Raw genomic sequence first — 15,619 nt, forward strand, 5'->3', positions numbered from 1 at the left:
TTTTTAAATGTCTAAACAGCATAAACTTTAGAAACCACCACAGTCATATCATCTTTCAATATATCTTCACTTAATTGCCTAGCCTTTTGTAATATTTTTTCTGATAATTCCCTAGGATCTGTGCAGCAATCCTTTAAATATTCTTTTAACCAAATAAAATTACTTGTATTCAATTTATTTATATCTAATATACCATCACTAACATTTACTAAAATATCTCCTGGCATTAATTCCTTCTTTACTATATCTAATTCTACCTCATCTACAAGACCAAATGGTAAATTTTTAGAATTAATTATACTTACTTCATCACCTCTTTTTATAAAACTCGATACTGCACCTATTTTAACAAAAGTAGCATCTCCATTATATAAATCAATTTTACTCAAATCTAAAGTAGCATACTTTTCATTTTCTGAAAATTTCATTCCCATAATAGAATTTACTGTATTAATAGTTGTATCTTCATTAAACCCAGCCTCCATAAATTTTCCAACTAAATCTACCGTTGATTTACTTTCCTTTCCTGCTTCTGGTCCTGAGCCCATCCCATCACTTAAAATTGTAATGTAGCATCCATCTATAGCTTTTCCAAAGCTATAATTGTCACCAGTTTGGCTTTCGCCATCTTTAGATGCCATTGCTCCATATGAAACCACATTATATCTTGGTGTTTCTTCTATTAATATAGTACAAGTCTTTGTTTCGTAATCAATATTACATCCATCTCCTCCAACGCATACTGGAATTCTCATAATATTACTTATTATCGGTACTAATTTATTAGCACAATAATTTGCTCCTTCACAATGTTTCATAGTTAATTTTACTTTTATTCTTCCATTTTTATCTGTATAACAAAAAATATCATTATACTCAATAGAATTCTTGTTTAGCCCCCTTTTAATTATTCTTTCTAAATCTCCACAAATCGTTACCTCTCTTTTAAACTCACCCAAAACATCATCCAATTTGCTTGAAATTTTATTTATATGACCTGATAATATTTGCCTTCCATCACCCAATCTTTCTTTTATATTAGAATTTAAAGCATAATTATTCACAATATCTTCTGCATTTTTTAATAGTGTAAAATTCTTCACACAACTTATCTCTAAATACTTAGGAAGAACTATTTTTTCTTCTTCACAACTCTTTATTAAAGTTTGAAAAGAATTATATGTTGTATTAAAATCTCTTTTCCAACATGAATTTTTATTCTCGCAATTTGTACATACTCTATCTGCTAGACTTTCTATTAATGCACTACTCTTATTTTTAATTAATAAATTCTCGTTATCGTCCATATTCTCTAAAGTTTTAGATACCTCATTTAAAACCTCTGTCAAATTTTTCAATTTAAAAGTAAACTCTTCTTTTATTCCATTTAAGTGAAGTTGATTTATACAGTCGCGTTTCTTTTCAGTATTTATTTCAACCTCAACGTTTTGATATAGATTTCTAGGTAAGCATAGAAATATTACTGAACTAGTCAAAACTTCAACTATCAACTTTAATGTTATGTTTTCTGAATACAGACCTAGTGCGAAATAAATTATTATACCAGCAAGCGTAGAAAATATCTTTCCTGTATCTTTAAATATCCCAACTACTAATCCACCTATCCCATAAAATCCAACAGCACTCATCATGTTATTTGATGCACACCCTAATATAATCCCCATAGTAACACCCATTGTTGCCCCATAGGATGCACCACCTATATACGCAATAACTAAAACTAATATTAATGCTAATATATCCCTTACTGAATAATTCATTAAAGTTATGTTTCCTACTCCTGCAACAAATAAACAAAATAATATAGCTATACTAACTACCTCTTCTGATGTAAAAAAATAATTGGTATTAACCTCCTCTAAACATGTTAATGAATATTTTATAATATAATATATTGGTACTATAATTAATGTTTCTATTAATGATATTGTTATGTTAACTCCAAGTTCATATTTATTAAATAGAAACCCATAAGTTATAAAACTAAATAAAACTATGCCAAAACTTACTAGTTCTCTTTTCTTTCTTGTTGTTGTATTGAACAATTCATAATATATAGTTAACATACCTATAGCTACAACGTAAACTAATCCATTTGTTAATGTTTGAATTATAGTTAAATATCCCAATGTGACTCCTAATGCAGCCATAATTGTTTTTAACTTATCATTCTTCATAACTATAGCTATCAAATATGCTATCCCAAATGGGGCAATTCCAGTACTACCTGTTTGATTTAATAATAATGTTACTCTCCCAAGTAGAATTCCACCTACTAATATAAATACTAATTTTGATGATATTATTTTTGTAAAAAAGCTTCTTTTTATTTTCCTACTTTCCTCGGTTTTTTTATATGAATTTACCTGTAGTTCATACTGCATATATCTTCACTCCTTTTTCCAAATAATGTAATTAAATTATAACACCATGTTTTTAAGATAAATGTCATAAAATAACCTAACATTATTTTTTCGTAGGACAACATTTTCTATATTTCTTTTTTATACACAAATATATTTACTTTGCTTTTAACCATTAAAAATAGTTATAGCTAAAGTATTTACTCTTAATTTTGTTATTAATGTAAAAAATATTTCATTTTATTTTTTAAATTAATTTGTCGTTAAAATAAACTTCTTAAAAGTTTATAAGGATTTATTTTTTCATAATTTTATAATTCATTGAATATATCATTCTATGTTTATTATATATTTCCAGTATGTTCTTATTATTATTTTTAACATAAAAAAAACACTTAAGTTATAAACTTAAGTGTTTTTTGGTGCCGAAGACCGGAATCGAACCGGTACGGTGTTTAACCACCGCAGGATTTTAAGTCCTGTGCGTCTGCCAGTTCCGCCACTTCGGCACATCTATGGTAGCGGAAATAGGACTTGAACCTACGACCCTTCGGGTATGAACCGAATGCTCTAGCCAGCTGAGCTATTCCGCCAAAATTTATGGTTGCGGAGGCAGGACTTGAACCTACGACCTTCGGGTTATGAGCCCGACGAGCTACCAACTGCTCCACCCCGCGATATTATATTGGTGCCGAAGACCGGAATCGAACCGGTACGGTGTTTAACCACCGCAGGATTTTAAGTCCTGTGCGTCTGCCAGTTCCGCCACTTCGGCACATTTTGGTAGCGGAAATAGGACTTGAACCTACGACCCTTCGGGTATGAACCGAATGCTCTAGCCAGCTGAGCTATTCCGCCAAAATTTATGGTTGCGGGGGCAGGACTTGAACCTACGACCTTCGGGTTATGAGCCCGACGAGCTACCAACTGCTCCACCCCGCGATATTATATTGGTGCCGAAGACCGGAATCGAACCGGTACGGTGTTTAACCACCGCAGGATTTTAAGTCCTGTGCGTCTGCCAGTTCCGCCACTTCGGCTTGCCAGTTGGTTTAAATCACCAACAACAAGACTTATTATACTGCATACTTTTTGTACTGTCAACAACTATTTCATTTTTTTTATTTTAGACATCTAAAAAGGATAATGATCCAATATATTATGTACATTTTGTGCTAATTCCAAAAAAAATATATGGTACAAAATAGACTAGAATATTGACTAGTTATTTTTTTGAATATGTCTTATATAATTAAAAACTGAAGGATTACTAAATATAATTAGTAATCCTTCGATTTTTAGATTTATATATTAATTTTATATAATGTCTAAAGTTAATTCTTAGCAGCCTTTTTTGCCACCTTTGCCTTTAAATTCTTGATGTTTTTTTACATCCTGCATTCTTTCTTCACTATCTTTTAAAAATCTAGACATGATGTCTTCAAAATTTCCTGAATTAGTTTTTTTCTTGTCGTTAGTATTCCAGTCAATTTCTGCTGGTTTAACTGATTTTTTTTGAATGTTTGCTTGTTTTATTGAAAGACTAATTTTACCGTTATCGTCTATTGAGATAACTTTCACCTTAACTTTGTCTTGTTCCTTAAGGTGTTCTCTAATGTCTTTTACATAAGAATCTGCAACTTCTGAAATATGAACTAATCCAGTTTTGCCTTCAACTTCAATAAAAGCCCCAAAGTTTGTGATGTTTATTACTGTACCTTCTAATATGTTTCCTGCCTCTAAGGTCATGTTTAAAAGACTCCTCCTTAAAATATAAAAATATATATAATTATAATTAAAAACTAATTGTTAGAATTTGATCGTTAATTTCCACTATTAACTACTTTTTCCCCTGGCTTTATCATTCCAAGTCTTTCTCTAGCTAATTTTTCAAGATACTGTCCTGAACCAGTGTTAATTTTTTCAACTTCATCTTGAAGACGTTCATTTTTCTTTGTTATTTCTTCTAGCTGGTACTGTTTATCATTAAGTTCTTTTTCAATTCTACCCATCGTTAATTGTTGTCTAACATAACTAAAAACAAAAATACTAGCTAATCCAATAATTATTAAGTTTCTAAATGTTAACTTCTTCATTCTTAGAACCTCTTACTTTTTCAAATTCTCCTATCTATATTGTAAACACTATATAGGTATTATTCAAGTAATTTTTTTTAAGCTACTTGCTTTTATCAATTACTTTGCTGAAAATTATCTTAATTGGATATATTATGTTTTTAAATATTATTCTTATTGTCTTATTTATTTTTTTTGCTATTAACTGTTCAATTGAGTAAAAATCATTACTAAACACTCTTAAATAAATCAAAAGAGAGATAATTATAAAAATATAAACATAAGGAGTTAAAAATGCATAGTTTGTATATAATAAAAAAGTGAAAACAATCAGAGCAGTAAGTATCCAAAATAATATGTCTTCGATAACTGTTAATACTTTTATTGAATTTAAACCTCTTATTCCTCTGTATATATCAAATAACACTCCTGTTATAAATCCTGCTATTAAACTATACATAAGAAGATTAAATTGCATATTTAAATTTAATGGCATTAATATTATCTATCCTTTTTTATTTGAACAATCTAGTTATTATACTTTCTTTACTCTTCTTTGTTTCTTTTCCACTATAAATCATTGAAGCTATGCTACCATTAATAATGATATCTCCATTTTTAACATCTAATTTATTCATTTTTAATTCTTCTCCCTTAATGCTTAGATTTCCTAGTATAGTTGTTAAATCTATTTTTTGACTATCAAAGCTTATTACTTCTACAACCCCACTCAAGGTTAGCTTTTGTCTATTTTCTAAAGATAAACTAGAATTTTTATCATCAATTTTATTTTCTACTTTCTTCTCCATAAAGAAATTCCTCCATATATTCTTCTTAGGCATATTAAATAAAATAACAGTTCAAAGATGAGTCGTATATTTTGAGTCAGGCAAGGAGCTAAATTTAGTTAATAGCGAGCTATTAGATGAACTTGCCGACGTGAGTAGATAAGTGAGAGTCCAAAAGTAAGAGTCCAAATTTCATATTTGGTTCCTCGAACTTTCTCTGTGAGCATTTTATATTTGGTTGCTCAAACTTTCTCTGTGAGCATTTTACATTTGATTTCTCGAACTTAGTTAACAACCAAATGGCGTTAACCTCATTGAAAAATGATTTTGTGTGAATCACTTACTCAGCGAGTGTATACGAGTCGAGCTTCCTTATGACACAAAATAGACAAGCATACTGGTCTGTTATTTTTTGAATGTGCCTTATACAATATATGAGGGGATATTTCAGTTTATTCATTTTTTAATTTATTATATATGTGATCTTAACGCTATTTATGTATATTTAAAAAGTAGCCTATTAAAAATACAGGCTACTCTTTATCTTCTTCTCCTTCAAGGATTATATACATTTCTTTTGCATCTTCTTTTTTTACATGCTCTTTAATATTGATTATTTTAGCTTTTAACACTCTGTTTGCAAAAGTTATTTTAATTACATCTTCTTCTTTTATGTCTGTTGATGGTTTTGCTACTTTATCATTTATAGAAACACGACCACTTTCGCAAACTTCTTTTGCTACTGTTCTTCTCTTTATAATTCTTGAAACCTTTAAATATTTGTCTAATCTCATAATACTCCCTTATTAAAAGAACCCGAGAAAACTCGGGTTCATATTTTCTACTTATTAACCTTGTCTTTAAACTCTTTACCAGCTTTAAATACTGGAACTGTTGTAGCTGCAATATTAATTACTTCTTTAGTTCTAGGGTTTCTGCCTTCTCTAGCTGCTCTTTCTCTTATTTCAAAAGTACCAAAGCCCACTAATTGAACTTTTTCACCACTTTCTAACGCTTCTTCAACACTTTCAATAAAAGCCTTTAAAGCTAGTTCAGCATCTTTTTTAGTTAATTTACTTTTTTCAGCCATGCTAGTTATTAATTCTGCTTTATTCACAATTACATCCTCCTTAAAATCAAGTTATACATTTAGTTCTAACTCTTCGTATATGTACTAAATTACACTTCTTTATTATATAACCTCTTAGCTTAGTAGTCTATAGGAAAATAGGCTATTTCATATATCAAAAAGATAATATAAATAAATAATTGTAATATAGTTCTTTATAAACTATTCTTCAATAACTAGATAATTCCTTTATTTTAATAATTATTTATCTAGTTTTTTTGATTCTTCCCAGATTTTATCCATATATTCTAATGACATATCCTTTAAATTTAGCCCTTTTTGTGTTGCTTGATCCTCAATATATGAAAATCTTTTAATGAATTTATCAGTTGTAGCATTTAATGCAATTTCTTCATCTATCCCCAAAAACCTTGCAACATTTACACATGAAAATAATAAGTCACCTACTTCTTCCTTTATTTTTGCCTTACTATCCATATTATATGCACTTACTACTTCTTTTAATTCTTCTTCTACCTTTTTTATTGCAAAGCTAACATCGTTCCAATCAAATCCTACTTTTTTTGCTTTTACTTGAACTTTGTGAGCTCTTAAAAGAGAAGGTAAACCCTTTGTTATTCCTTGCATTTCTTGGGTTAATGATGAATATCCTTTTTCTTCTTTCTTTAAATCATCCCATTTTAAAATAACATCTTCTGAGGAATTAATTTTTTCTGTTTTATTAAAAACATGAGGATGTCTATATATCATCTTTTTACAAATCCCCTCAATTACATCACTTATGTTAAAATATCCATCTTCTTGTCCAATAGATGCATGAAATACTACTTGAAGTAATATATCCCCTAATTCTTCAATCAAGGAATTAGCATCCTCTTGATCTATAGCATCTACAACTTCATAACTTTCTTCTATTAATGCTTTTTTTATAGACTCATGTGTTTGCTCTCTATCCCAAGGACATCCATCTTCTCCTCTTAAAACTTCTATTATCTCTAATAAATCATAGAAATCCTTTTTATTATTTAAGTCTTTAGGAATATATATAGATGTTAAATAATCTATATCTTCTTGCATATCTAGCTCAAATAATGGTATCTTTCTTATACTTTCTTCTTCTTTAATACCTGCTGCTCTTACATAATAAATTTCTGTTTCATCATTATATTGTTGTAATAATTTTAGTTTTACTTCTGATGCAATAAGCTGATTATATACCTGAGTAATTATTGTTCCTATTCTCTTATCTAATACTTGGTTACTTATATCAAAAGCATCTATTACTTTCAGTCCTTCTATTGGATCTATTGATAAACTTTCCATCATTGCATCAATAAAACTTACTGCCGGAATAACTTTATATTCTATATTCTCTTTCTTACATAATGATATTAAATTAAATACTGATTTTTCAGCTACCAACGGATGTCCTGGTACTGAATAAACCAATTCACCTAATTCCTTGTGTTTTTTAATTAAATCTTCTGCTATGTTTAAGTATACTTCATCAAAACTTTCCATGCTATCATAAACATAATCGTAAGTTTTAAATTGAATATCTTTTTTATTTAAATATTCCACAGTTGGATGTTTTTCTGTTCTCAAAAAAATATTTTTACAATTTTCAAGTTCATTTATACATCCTATAGTCAAAGCTTCTTGTGCTCCTGGTCCTAATCCCACTATCTTAATCATTTGGACGCTCCTTCTCAGTTTTTTCTAAATCTACTCTTTATCTCTTCAATTTTAAACACTTTAAATAAAATTATTAATAGTATATATACTATAATACCTAAAAATATAGATATTAAGCAAGATATACCATTACTTGCTGTGCTCTTATAGACATAATTATAGCTCATTAGCACTAATAACATCATTAAAGTTGAAGCATAAGCTGGTTTTATTAATATTTCATATAAATTAAGCTTGATCTTTAATTTTAACTTCATAGTTAGTAGATTTAAAATAGTTGCAACAATATATGCACTTATACTCGCAATAACAGCTCCATAGATATTAAAAGATTTTAATGGTACTAGCGTCCATGTCAATATCACTTTAATTATGCATCCAATAAATAAATTAATTACTGGAACAATATAGTTTCCTGTTCCCTGTAATATTGATGTAGTTGTTTGAGTTATTATTATAAATGGAATGGATAATGACAGGTACTTCAATATTTCGATCCCCTCAAACCTACCTGGGAATATAAATTTCATTATAGGTTCTGCCAAAAAAAAGATTCCAAACATACATGGTATAGCTATTACTGCTGATAATTTCATCGACATGTTGATTTTTCTTTTAACTTCCCTATCATTTTTAAGTATAAAATTTTCTGCAATAATAGGGATTAATGAAGTACATAAAGCCATTGAAAGAGTTAACGGAATATTTACAATTACAGAAGCTTTACCTGTTAATTGTGCATATAAAACTGTACATTGCATATTACTAAATCCTGCTTGCGAAAGTTTTTGAGGCACTAAAATAGAATCTATTAAGCTCATAATAGTTCCAACTGTTGCACCTAAAGAAATAGGAATTGCAATTTTTAATATTTTATTTAATATTTCTGGATTGCTCTTAACCCTTTTAATTCCATAAGATTTTTTTATATTTATATACTTATTATATAAATATATTCCTCCTAATACTGCACCTCCGGTTGCTCCAAATGCTGCTCCGCCTGCTGAATATTCTATTCCTTTAGGTAACAATAATATAGCAAGCCCTACACCAAATATAATTCTTCCAATCTGCTCTATTATTTGTGATATTGCTGATGGGGACATATTTTGTAGTCCTTGAAAAAAGCCCCTAAATATCGTCATAAATGATATTACAATAGGTGCAAATGATATCCCCATAAGAGAATAGTATGCCTTTGAATCCCATCTTAAGAAACTTATTATTGGTCTTGCAAAAAAGAACAATACGAACGTTGTGCCTGTCCCTAAAATAGTCATCAATATTGCTGATTCTTTCATTACTTCAAAGCTACTATTTATATCATCAACTGCATTATTTTCTGATATCATTTTTGAAATTGCAACTGGAACTCCTGATGCCATCGCAACAAAAAACATATATAAAGGGTATGACATTTGATAATATCCTATTCCTTCATCCCCAATTAACATTATTAATGGCCATCTAAAAAATAGACCTAAAAATCTAGTTAATATTCCTGCTGTCCCAAGAATTAAACTCCCTTTTATTAAGGATTGTTTTTTCATAAAATACCTCCAAATTTTACATGCTACTAATAATTCTTATTGTAAATTTGAAGGTATTATGACTCTTATTTTTATTTGATAAATATTTCACCTAATAAAATAAAATATTTATTGTTCCATTTGTTTTCCTAGGAATGTCGCTGCTGTCTCTGCTAATTTTAATTCTACTTCTCCTAAATTATGACCTTCCTCCTTAGATAAAATTATTACTGTTCCAATAGCATCTCCTTCTGCTAAAATCGGAGATATAACTTGGTTTACATAATTCTCACCAGCATCATCATTATGCAATGGTATTACTACATTTGCAGTTTTATCTAATAAAACTGTCTTTCTATCATCCATAACTTTTTCTAGTTCAGCACTTATTTTTCTTTCAACATAATCTTTTTTAGGTGCTCCACTAGCTGAAATAAATGCATCTTTGTCTGCTATTAAGACAATATGTCCTATAGCTTGTTGTAAACTCTCAGCATATTCCTTTGAGAAATCCGTAAGTTCTCCTATTGGTGAATATTTTTTGAGAATTACTCCACCTTCTCTATCAGTAAATATTTCAAGTGGGTCTCCTTCTCTTATCCTTAAGGTTCTCCTTATTTCCTTTGGAATTACTACTCTTCCTAAATCGTCAATTCTTCTAACAATTCCTGTTGCCTTCATTGGTTATTTAACCTCCTTTAAAACTCTATTAATTATTTACATTATTATTATTTGAATTCTTAGAAATTTTATACACTTATAGTCAATTTTTATATAAGATATTATTTTTAGACATTTATAAAGGAATAGTTAAGGCACATGAAATAAAATAACAGACCAAAGATGCATCGTATATTTTGCATCAGACAAGGAGGTATATTTACCTAATAGTAGGCTATTAAGTAAATATACCAACGAAGTATGACATAAAGTGAAACTTTTCAGATAGAATTTTATATTCCAGATGAATTTAGTTGAACTTAGGCATATTAAAGAAAATAACAAGTCAAAGATACGACGTATATTTTGTGTCAGACAAGAAGACAAAATAGACTAGCATACTGGTCTGTTATTTTTTTAAATGTGCCTAAATAACAAAAAAACTCTAATAAGTATATATAGTTTTTAACTTACATACTTATCAGAGTTCAAATTAGGCATATCAAAATAAATATTAAATATTATTATAATTTATCTTCATAAACTTTTACTTTAATGTCTTTTTTCCATTCTTCGATTTTTGCATTAAATGCATCACCTTGCTTTTGTTGTAATAATTGAGATCTAATTTCTTCCTTAACTTGATCTAATGGTGTTACTTTGTCTTCTAATTGTACTCCAGTAACCTTAATTATATGATATCCAAATTGACTCTTTACTGGTTCTGAAATTTGACCCTCTTTTAAATCTTTAAAACCGTTCATAAACTCAGGGACATATTTAGTTGATGAATATTCTATAAAACCAAGTGAACCACCTTTAGCTTTTGTTCCATCTATTGATACTTGTGCTGCTAAGCTTGCAAAATCTGCTCCTTTATCAAGTTGAGATTTAACATCCTTTGCTGTAGCTTCATCAGCTACTAAAATATGAGATACTGTAGCTCCAGCACCTTGTTTATAATTTGCTTGATTTTCATCATAGTATGATTTAATATCAGCATCTGTAACTTCTACATCTTTTACTATATCTTGTTGCACATATTTTACTATAGCTTGATTCTTTTGATATTCTTTAAATGAATCTGCTGTAAATCCATTTTGCTCTAAAAATGCATTGTATTGTTCATCTGTTTGGTATCCATCTTTATAATACTGTATAGCAGTATCTACTTCTTTATTCAAAGTATCTTCATCTGGTTCTAAGCTTAATGCTTCTGCTCTATTTAATATTATCTTTTCATTTACTATTGCAGTTAAGTATTGTTGTTTTAACTGTTTAAGTTTATCCTTAATATCTGCATTCTGAGCATAGTCATTTCCATACTTTTGTTTTAAAGACTCGGTAATTGACTTTAAATCTTTATCTAAATCACCTTGTGTTATTTTTTCTTTTTCTACCGTTGCAAGTACTGTTTTTTGTATAGATTCTGGCGTTCTCTCAATCATCTTACAACCTACAATTGAAAACGCAAGTATAGTTATTACTACTGATGCAATAACTTTTTTTATCTTTTTCAAAATTTTTCCCTCACTTCTTTTCTAAATTTCTCTCAAAAAAATCATAATATTAGTATAACAATATTATTTTCACAATTCAAATTATTTATCTTACTTTTTTATTACAATACTTAAGTTCTTATTAAGCTAAGATATGGTTTAATTTTCACTAATAAAGTTCCATTTTAGTCATATTTTTAAAAATAACAAATCAGCATGTTGGGCACATGAAAGAAAATAACAAGTCAAAGATGAGACGTATATTTTGCGTCAGACAAGGAAGTAATATTAGTTCATAGCAGGCTATGGGCTAATATTGCTGACGTAGTATGATACGAAATAGACTAGCATACTGACTTGTTATTTTTTTGAATGTGCCTTAGTCTATTTGATGTGCCTTATCTAAAATTCCTTTTAAAAATTCTAACATGTTCTCTTTTTTTATATCTTTTAGTCTGAATGAGAAATATGGCTTTGATCCAAACTTCAACATAACACTATCTTTATAATTTTCTATTAACATCTTAAATATGTTTTTATAACCATCTTCTCCATAAGCAAATTTAAATAATATTTCTTTTTGAGTTTCTTTTATCTCCTCTATAAATAATTGCTTAGCCCTGCTTTTGATGTATGCAATATCCATTAAATTATATACTGGTTCTGGAATTTTAGAATATCTATCTTCTAATTCCTCTTTTATATCATTATAATCTTCTAGATTTTCAATAGCCGCTATCTTTTTATAAATTTCTATTTTTTGAATTTCATCATCAATATAGCTTTCTGATATGAATGCATCCACTTTAATCTCTACTGTTGTTTCAATTGGTTCTTTGCTTATATCTCCCTTAATTAACTTAACTGTATCTTCAAGCATCCTACAATACAAATCATATCCAACAGATGCCATGTGGCCATGTTGAGAAGATCCCATCATACTTCCTGCTCCTCTAATTTCTAGATCTCTCATGGCTATCTTAAAGCCTGATCCAAGTTCCGTAAAATCTTTTAAAGCCTTAAGTCTCTTTTCAGCCACTTCAGTTAAAACCTTATCTTTAGTATAAAGCAAATAAGCATAGGCAATCCTATTAGAACGTCCTACTCTTCCCCTTAATTGATATAACTGAGACAATCCCATTTTATCAGAATTATAAACTATTATTGTGTTTACATTTGGAATATCTATTCCTGTTTCTATTATAGTTGTACACACTAACACATTAGATTCTTTATCCATAAAGCTAACCATTTCTTTTTCTAATTGTCTCTCTGTCATCTGTCCATGTGTTACTGCAACTTTACTCTCTGGAACCAATCCTTGAATATATTTAGCCATTTTATCAATATCTTCAACTCTATTATATACAAAATAAACTTGCCCATCCCTACCAATTTCTCTAAGTATAGCATCTCTTATAAGTTGATCATTTTGTTCTACAACATATGTTTGTACTGGATACCTCTCTTCTGGTGGTGTTTCTATTATCGATATATCTCTAACCCCTGTTAAAGACATATGTAAAGTTCTAGGGATAGGAGTTGCACTTAAAGTTAAAACATCAACATTCTTCTTAATATTTTTAATTTTTTCTTTTTGCGCTACTCCAAATCTTTGTTCTTCGTCTACTACCAATAATCCTAAGTCTTTAAATTGAATGTCCTTTGATACTAATCTATGAGTACCTACTAAAATATCTAAATTTCCCTCTTTAACACTTTGCATAGTGACCTTTTGTTGTTTTGCGGTCCTAAATCTACTAATCATATCTATTTTTACTGGAAAATCCGAAAACCTTTTTTTCATATTTTTATAATGTTGATCTGCTAAAATAGTAGTTGGTACTAGTAATGCAACTTGTTTTCCATCCATCACAGCTTTAAATGCTGCTCTTAAAGCTACTTCAGTCTTACCATATCCAACATCTCCACAAAGCAACCTATCCATAGCCTTGTCAGACTCCATGTCTTTCTTTATTTCCTCTAGTGAAGTTAGTTGGTCTGGAGTTTCTTCAAATGGAAATTCATCTTCAAATTGTCTTTGCCATTGAGTGTCCCTGCTAAATTTATATCCCTTCAATGTAGCTCTAGTTGCATAAAGTTTTATTAAATCTTCTGCAATGTCATTAATAGATTTTTTAACCTTCGCTTTTGCTTTTTGCCATTCAGTTCCTCCAAGTTTAGTAACCTTAGGATTTTTACCTTCACTTCCAATATATTTTTGAATTAAATCAAGTTGATCTACAGGAACATAAAGCTTATCGCCCTTATCATATATAATATCTAAATAGTCTCTTTTATGTCCTGCTACTTCAATTTGCTTAATTCCCTTATATACCCCTATTCCATGATTTACATGAACTACATAATCTCCTGGTTTTAAGTCAGTAAAACTTTTAATCTTAGAAATACCCTTTTTCTTTGTATTTCTATTTTTCAATCTCCTTTTAGCTTCTCCAAACACTTCTTTGTCTGATATGACACATATCTTATATTGTGGATATTCAAAACCCTTCAATTGATTACCAAAAGTTATTACAACTTCACCAAATTGAATTTCATCTACAGTATCCTTATAAGAACTTTCTACTCCTCTTTCTCTTAAAGTATCTACAAGTCTTTCTCCCCTTGCTCTAGTTCCTGATAATATTAATGTTTTATATCCTTTTTCTTTTTTATCTAAAATATCACTTATCAATAAACTTAATTGTCCTTGATAATTACTTAATGTTGATTGAACTACATTAATAATCTCAACAGGTTCCAAAAACTTAGATTTTTTATTTAATGCTTCAAAGAAAAGCGTATCTCTTTGTTCAAACGATTCTAAAACGGTTTCTTTACTAACCAATAATTTTTCTTGTCCCGGAAGTATATCCCCTCGCTCAAGAAATGCCGTAAAGCTTTCTCTAAATTCTAAGTATGTGGATTCTAATTTTCCTTCGCATCTTTTAGCATCATCTATTATAAAAAAGTAATCTTTAAAATAATCGAAAAGAGTTTCAGTCTTATCATAAAAATAAGGAAGATAACTATCTATTGTTTCAAATGTTAAACTTTCTTCTAGTAATTCTATATTTGAATTAACTATTTTTCTCAGCTTATCTACTCTTTCCTTTTGCTTATCTGCTAATAAAATTCCATTTAACTCGTTTAATAATCTATCCTTTGCCAGTTGCACTCCTTCTTTAGACACAATAATTTCTTTAGCCGGAAAAATTTCAAAAGATTTAACCTTATCTATACTTCTTTGAGATTCAGTATTAAATATCCTGATTGATTCTATTTCATCACCAAAAAGTTCAACTCTATAAGGATAAGTTGAACCTGTTGGAAATACATCTAATATTCCACCTCTTACAGCAAATTGTCCTTTGCCATCGACTATTTCTACTCTTTCATATCCACACTCAACTAATTTTAAAATTATTTCATTAAAATCGATTTTATCTCCTTGTTTTATATTCATACTATAATCAAGAAATCGTTTATGAGGAGTATAATTTCCTGTAAAAGCATCTATAGATGTTATAATTATTTTCTTTTTATTATTTAATATTTCTTTTATTACTTTTAATCTTGCCCACCTTAAATCCCCTGAAATAGCATCTATATTATAAAAAACTGTTTCTTTAATTGGGAAATAGTATACTTCATTAGTGTATAAAATTAAATCTTCATAAATATTCTTTGCTTCCATATCACTTTGAGCAACAATAGCTATGGATTTATCAACATTCTCAAAAATACTATCTATCATACATCCTTTTCCTGATTCTGAAATTCCATATACACCGATAGGATGTCTTTTTTCTTGAATGAATTTTATTATATTTTGTAACTCAGTACTAGCTTCTAAGGGCTCTAATAACCCTTTCAATCTCATTTTATGCACCATC

At 29.0% G+C, this 15,619-nt stretch carries 12 protein-coding genes and 7 tRNA genes; all 19 read right to left on the reverse strand.

The genetic code is table 11. The annotated features are described in order from the left end of the window. Positions 1-11: 11 nt before the first annotated feature. Entirely contained in the window at positions 12-2,405 is a 2,394-nt protein-coding gene (gene spoIIE, locus BM027_RS06380) for a stage II sporulation protein E (RefSeq protein WP_090089804.1), read from the reverse strand. Positions 2,406-2,804: 399 nt separating this feature from the next. Then, positions 2,805-2,893: transfer RNA gene (locus tag BM027_RS06385), tRNA-Leu, on the reverse strand. A gap of 7 nt (positions 2,894-2,900) precedes the next feature. Continuing rightward, a tRNA-Met gene (locus tag BM027_RS06390) sits at positions 2,901-2,977 on the reverse strand. Positions 2,978-2,985: 8 nt separating this feature from the next. Continuing rightward, positions 2,986-3,061: transfer RNA gene (locus tag BM027_RS06395), tRNA-Met, on the reverse strand. 9 nt (positions 3,062-3,070) lie between these two features. After that, positions 3,071-3,159 (reverse strand) — tRNA-Leu (locus BM027_RS06400). 6 nt (positions 3,160-3,165) lie between these two features. Next, a tRNA-Met gene (locus BM027_RS06405) sits at positions 3,166-3,242 on the reverse strand. 8 nt (positions 3,243-3,250) lie between these two features. Next, positions 3,251-3,326 (reverse strand) — tRNA-Met (locus BM027_RS06410). Between the two features lie 9 nt (positions 3,327-3,335). Then, a tRNA-Leu gene (locus BM027_RS06415) sits at positions 3,336-3,424 on the reverse strand. Between the two features lie 301 nt (positions 3,425-3,725). Then, positions 3,726-4,133 carry a S1 domain-containing RNA-binding protein gene (locus tag BM027_RS06420; RefSeq protein WP_090089806.1) on the reverse strand — a complete coding sequence of 136 codons (408 nt, stop codon included), beginning with the start codon at positions 4,131-4,133 and terminating at the stop codon, positions 3,726-3,728. Positions 4,134-4,207: 74 nt separating this feature from the next. Then, positions 4,208-4,480: an FtsB family cell division protein gene (locus tag BM027_RS06425; protein WP_090089809.1), complete on the reverse strand. Its 273-nt coding sequence runs from the start codon at positions 4,478-4,480 to the stop codon at positions 4,208-4,210. An 82-nt stretch (positions 4,481-4,562) separates the two neighbouring features. Further along, positions 4,563-4,955: a spore cortex biosynthesis protein YabQ gene (gene yabQ / locus BM027_RS06430; protein WP_090089811.1), complete on the reverse strand. Its 393-nt coding sequence runs from the start codon at positions 4,953-4,955 to the stop codon at positions 4,563-4,565. Between the two features lie 19 nt (positions 4,956-4,974). Continuing rightward, the gene (gene yabP, locus BM027_RS06435) at positions 4,975-5,268 is read right to left on the reverse strand and encodes a sporulation protein YabP (protein ID WP_090089813.1); all 294 of its coding nucleotides are present in this window, start codon (positions 5,266-5,268) and stop codon (positions 4,975-4,977) included. Positions 5,269-5,780: 512 nt separating this feature from the next. Next, positions 5,781-6,041, reverse strand: coding sequence for an RNA-binding S4 domain-containing protein (locus BM027_RS06440; protein WP_090089815.1), 261 nt, complete (start codon positions 6,039-6,041; stop codon positions 5,781-5,783). Between the two features lie 47 nt (positions 6,042-6,088). Then, positions 6,089-6,364, reverse strand: coding sequence for an HU family DNA-binding protein (locus BM027_RS06445; protein ID WP_090089816.1), 276 nt, complete (start codon positions 6,362-6,364; stop codon positions 6,089-6,091). 213 nt (positions 6,365-6,577) lie between these two features. Beyond that, on the reverse strand, positions 6,578-8,032 hold the full coding sequence (gene yabN, locus BM027_RS06450) for a bifunctional methyltransferase/pyrophosphohydrolase YabN (protein WP_090089818.1): 1,455 nt from the start codon (positions 8,030-8,032) through the stop codon (positions 6,578-6,580). 14 nt (positions 8,033-8,046) lie between these two features. Next, positions 8,047-9,582: a putative polysaccharide biosynthesis protein gene (locus tag BM027_RS06455; RefSeq protein WP_090089820.1), complete on the reverse strand. Its 1,536-nt coding sequence runs from the start codon at positions 9,580-9,582 to the stop codon at positions 8,047-8,049. Between the two features lie 108 nt (positions 9,583-9,690). Further along, positions 9,691-10,242: a stage V sporulation protein T gene (gene spoVT, locus BM027_RS06460; protein WP_090089823.1), complete on the reverse strand. Its 552-nt coding sequence runs from the start codon at positions 10,240-10,242 to the stop codon at positions 9,691-9,693. A 503-nt stretch (positions 10,243-10,745) separates the two neighbouring features. Then, complete coding sequence (locus tag BM027_RS06465) at positions 10,746-11,741, reverse strand: peptidylprolyl isomerase (RefSeq protein WP_090089826.1); 996 nt, start codon at positions 11,739-11,741, stop codon at positions 10,746-10,748. Between the two features lie 358 nt (positions 11,742-12,099). Next, on the reverse strand, positions 12,100-15,606 hold the full coding sequence (gene mfd / locus BM027_RS06470; RefSeq protein WP_090089828.1) for a transcription-repair coupling factor: 3,507 nt from the start codon (positions 15,604-15,606) through the stop codon (positions 12,100-12,102). Positions 15,607-15,619 lie beyond the last annotated feature (13 nt).

It is taken from the genome of Clostridium uliginosum (assembly GCF_900112485.1).
Lineage (GTDB): Bacteria > Bacillota > Clostridia > Clostridiales > Clostridiaceae > Clostridium > Clostridium uliginosum.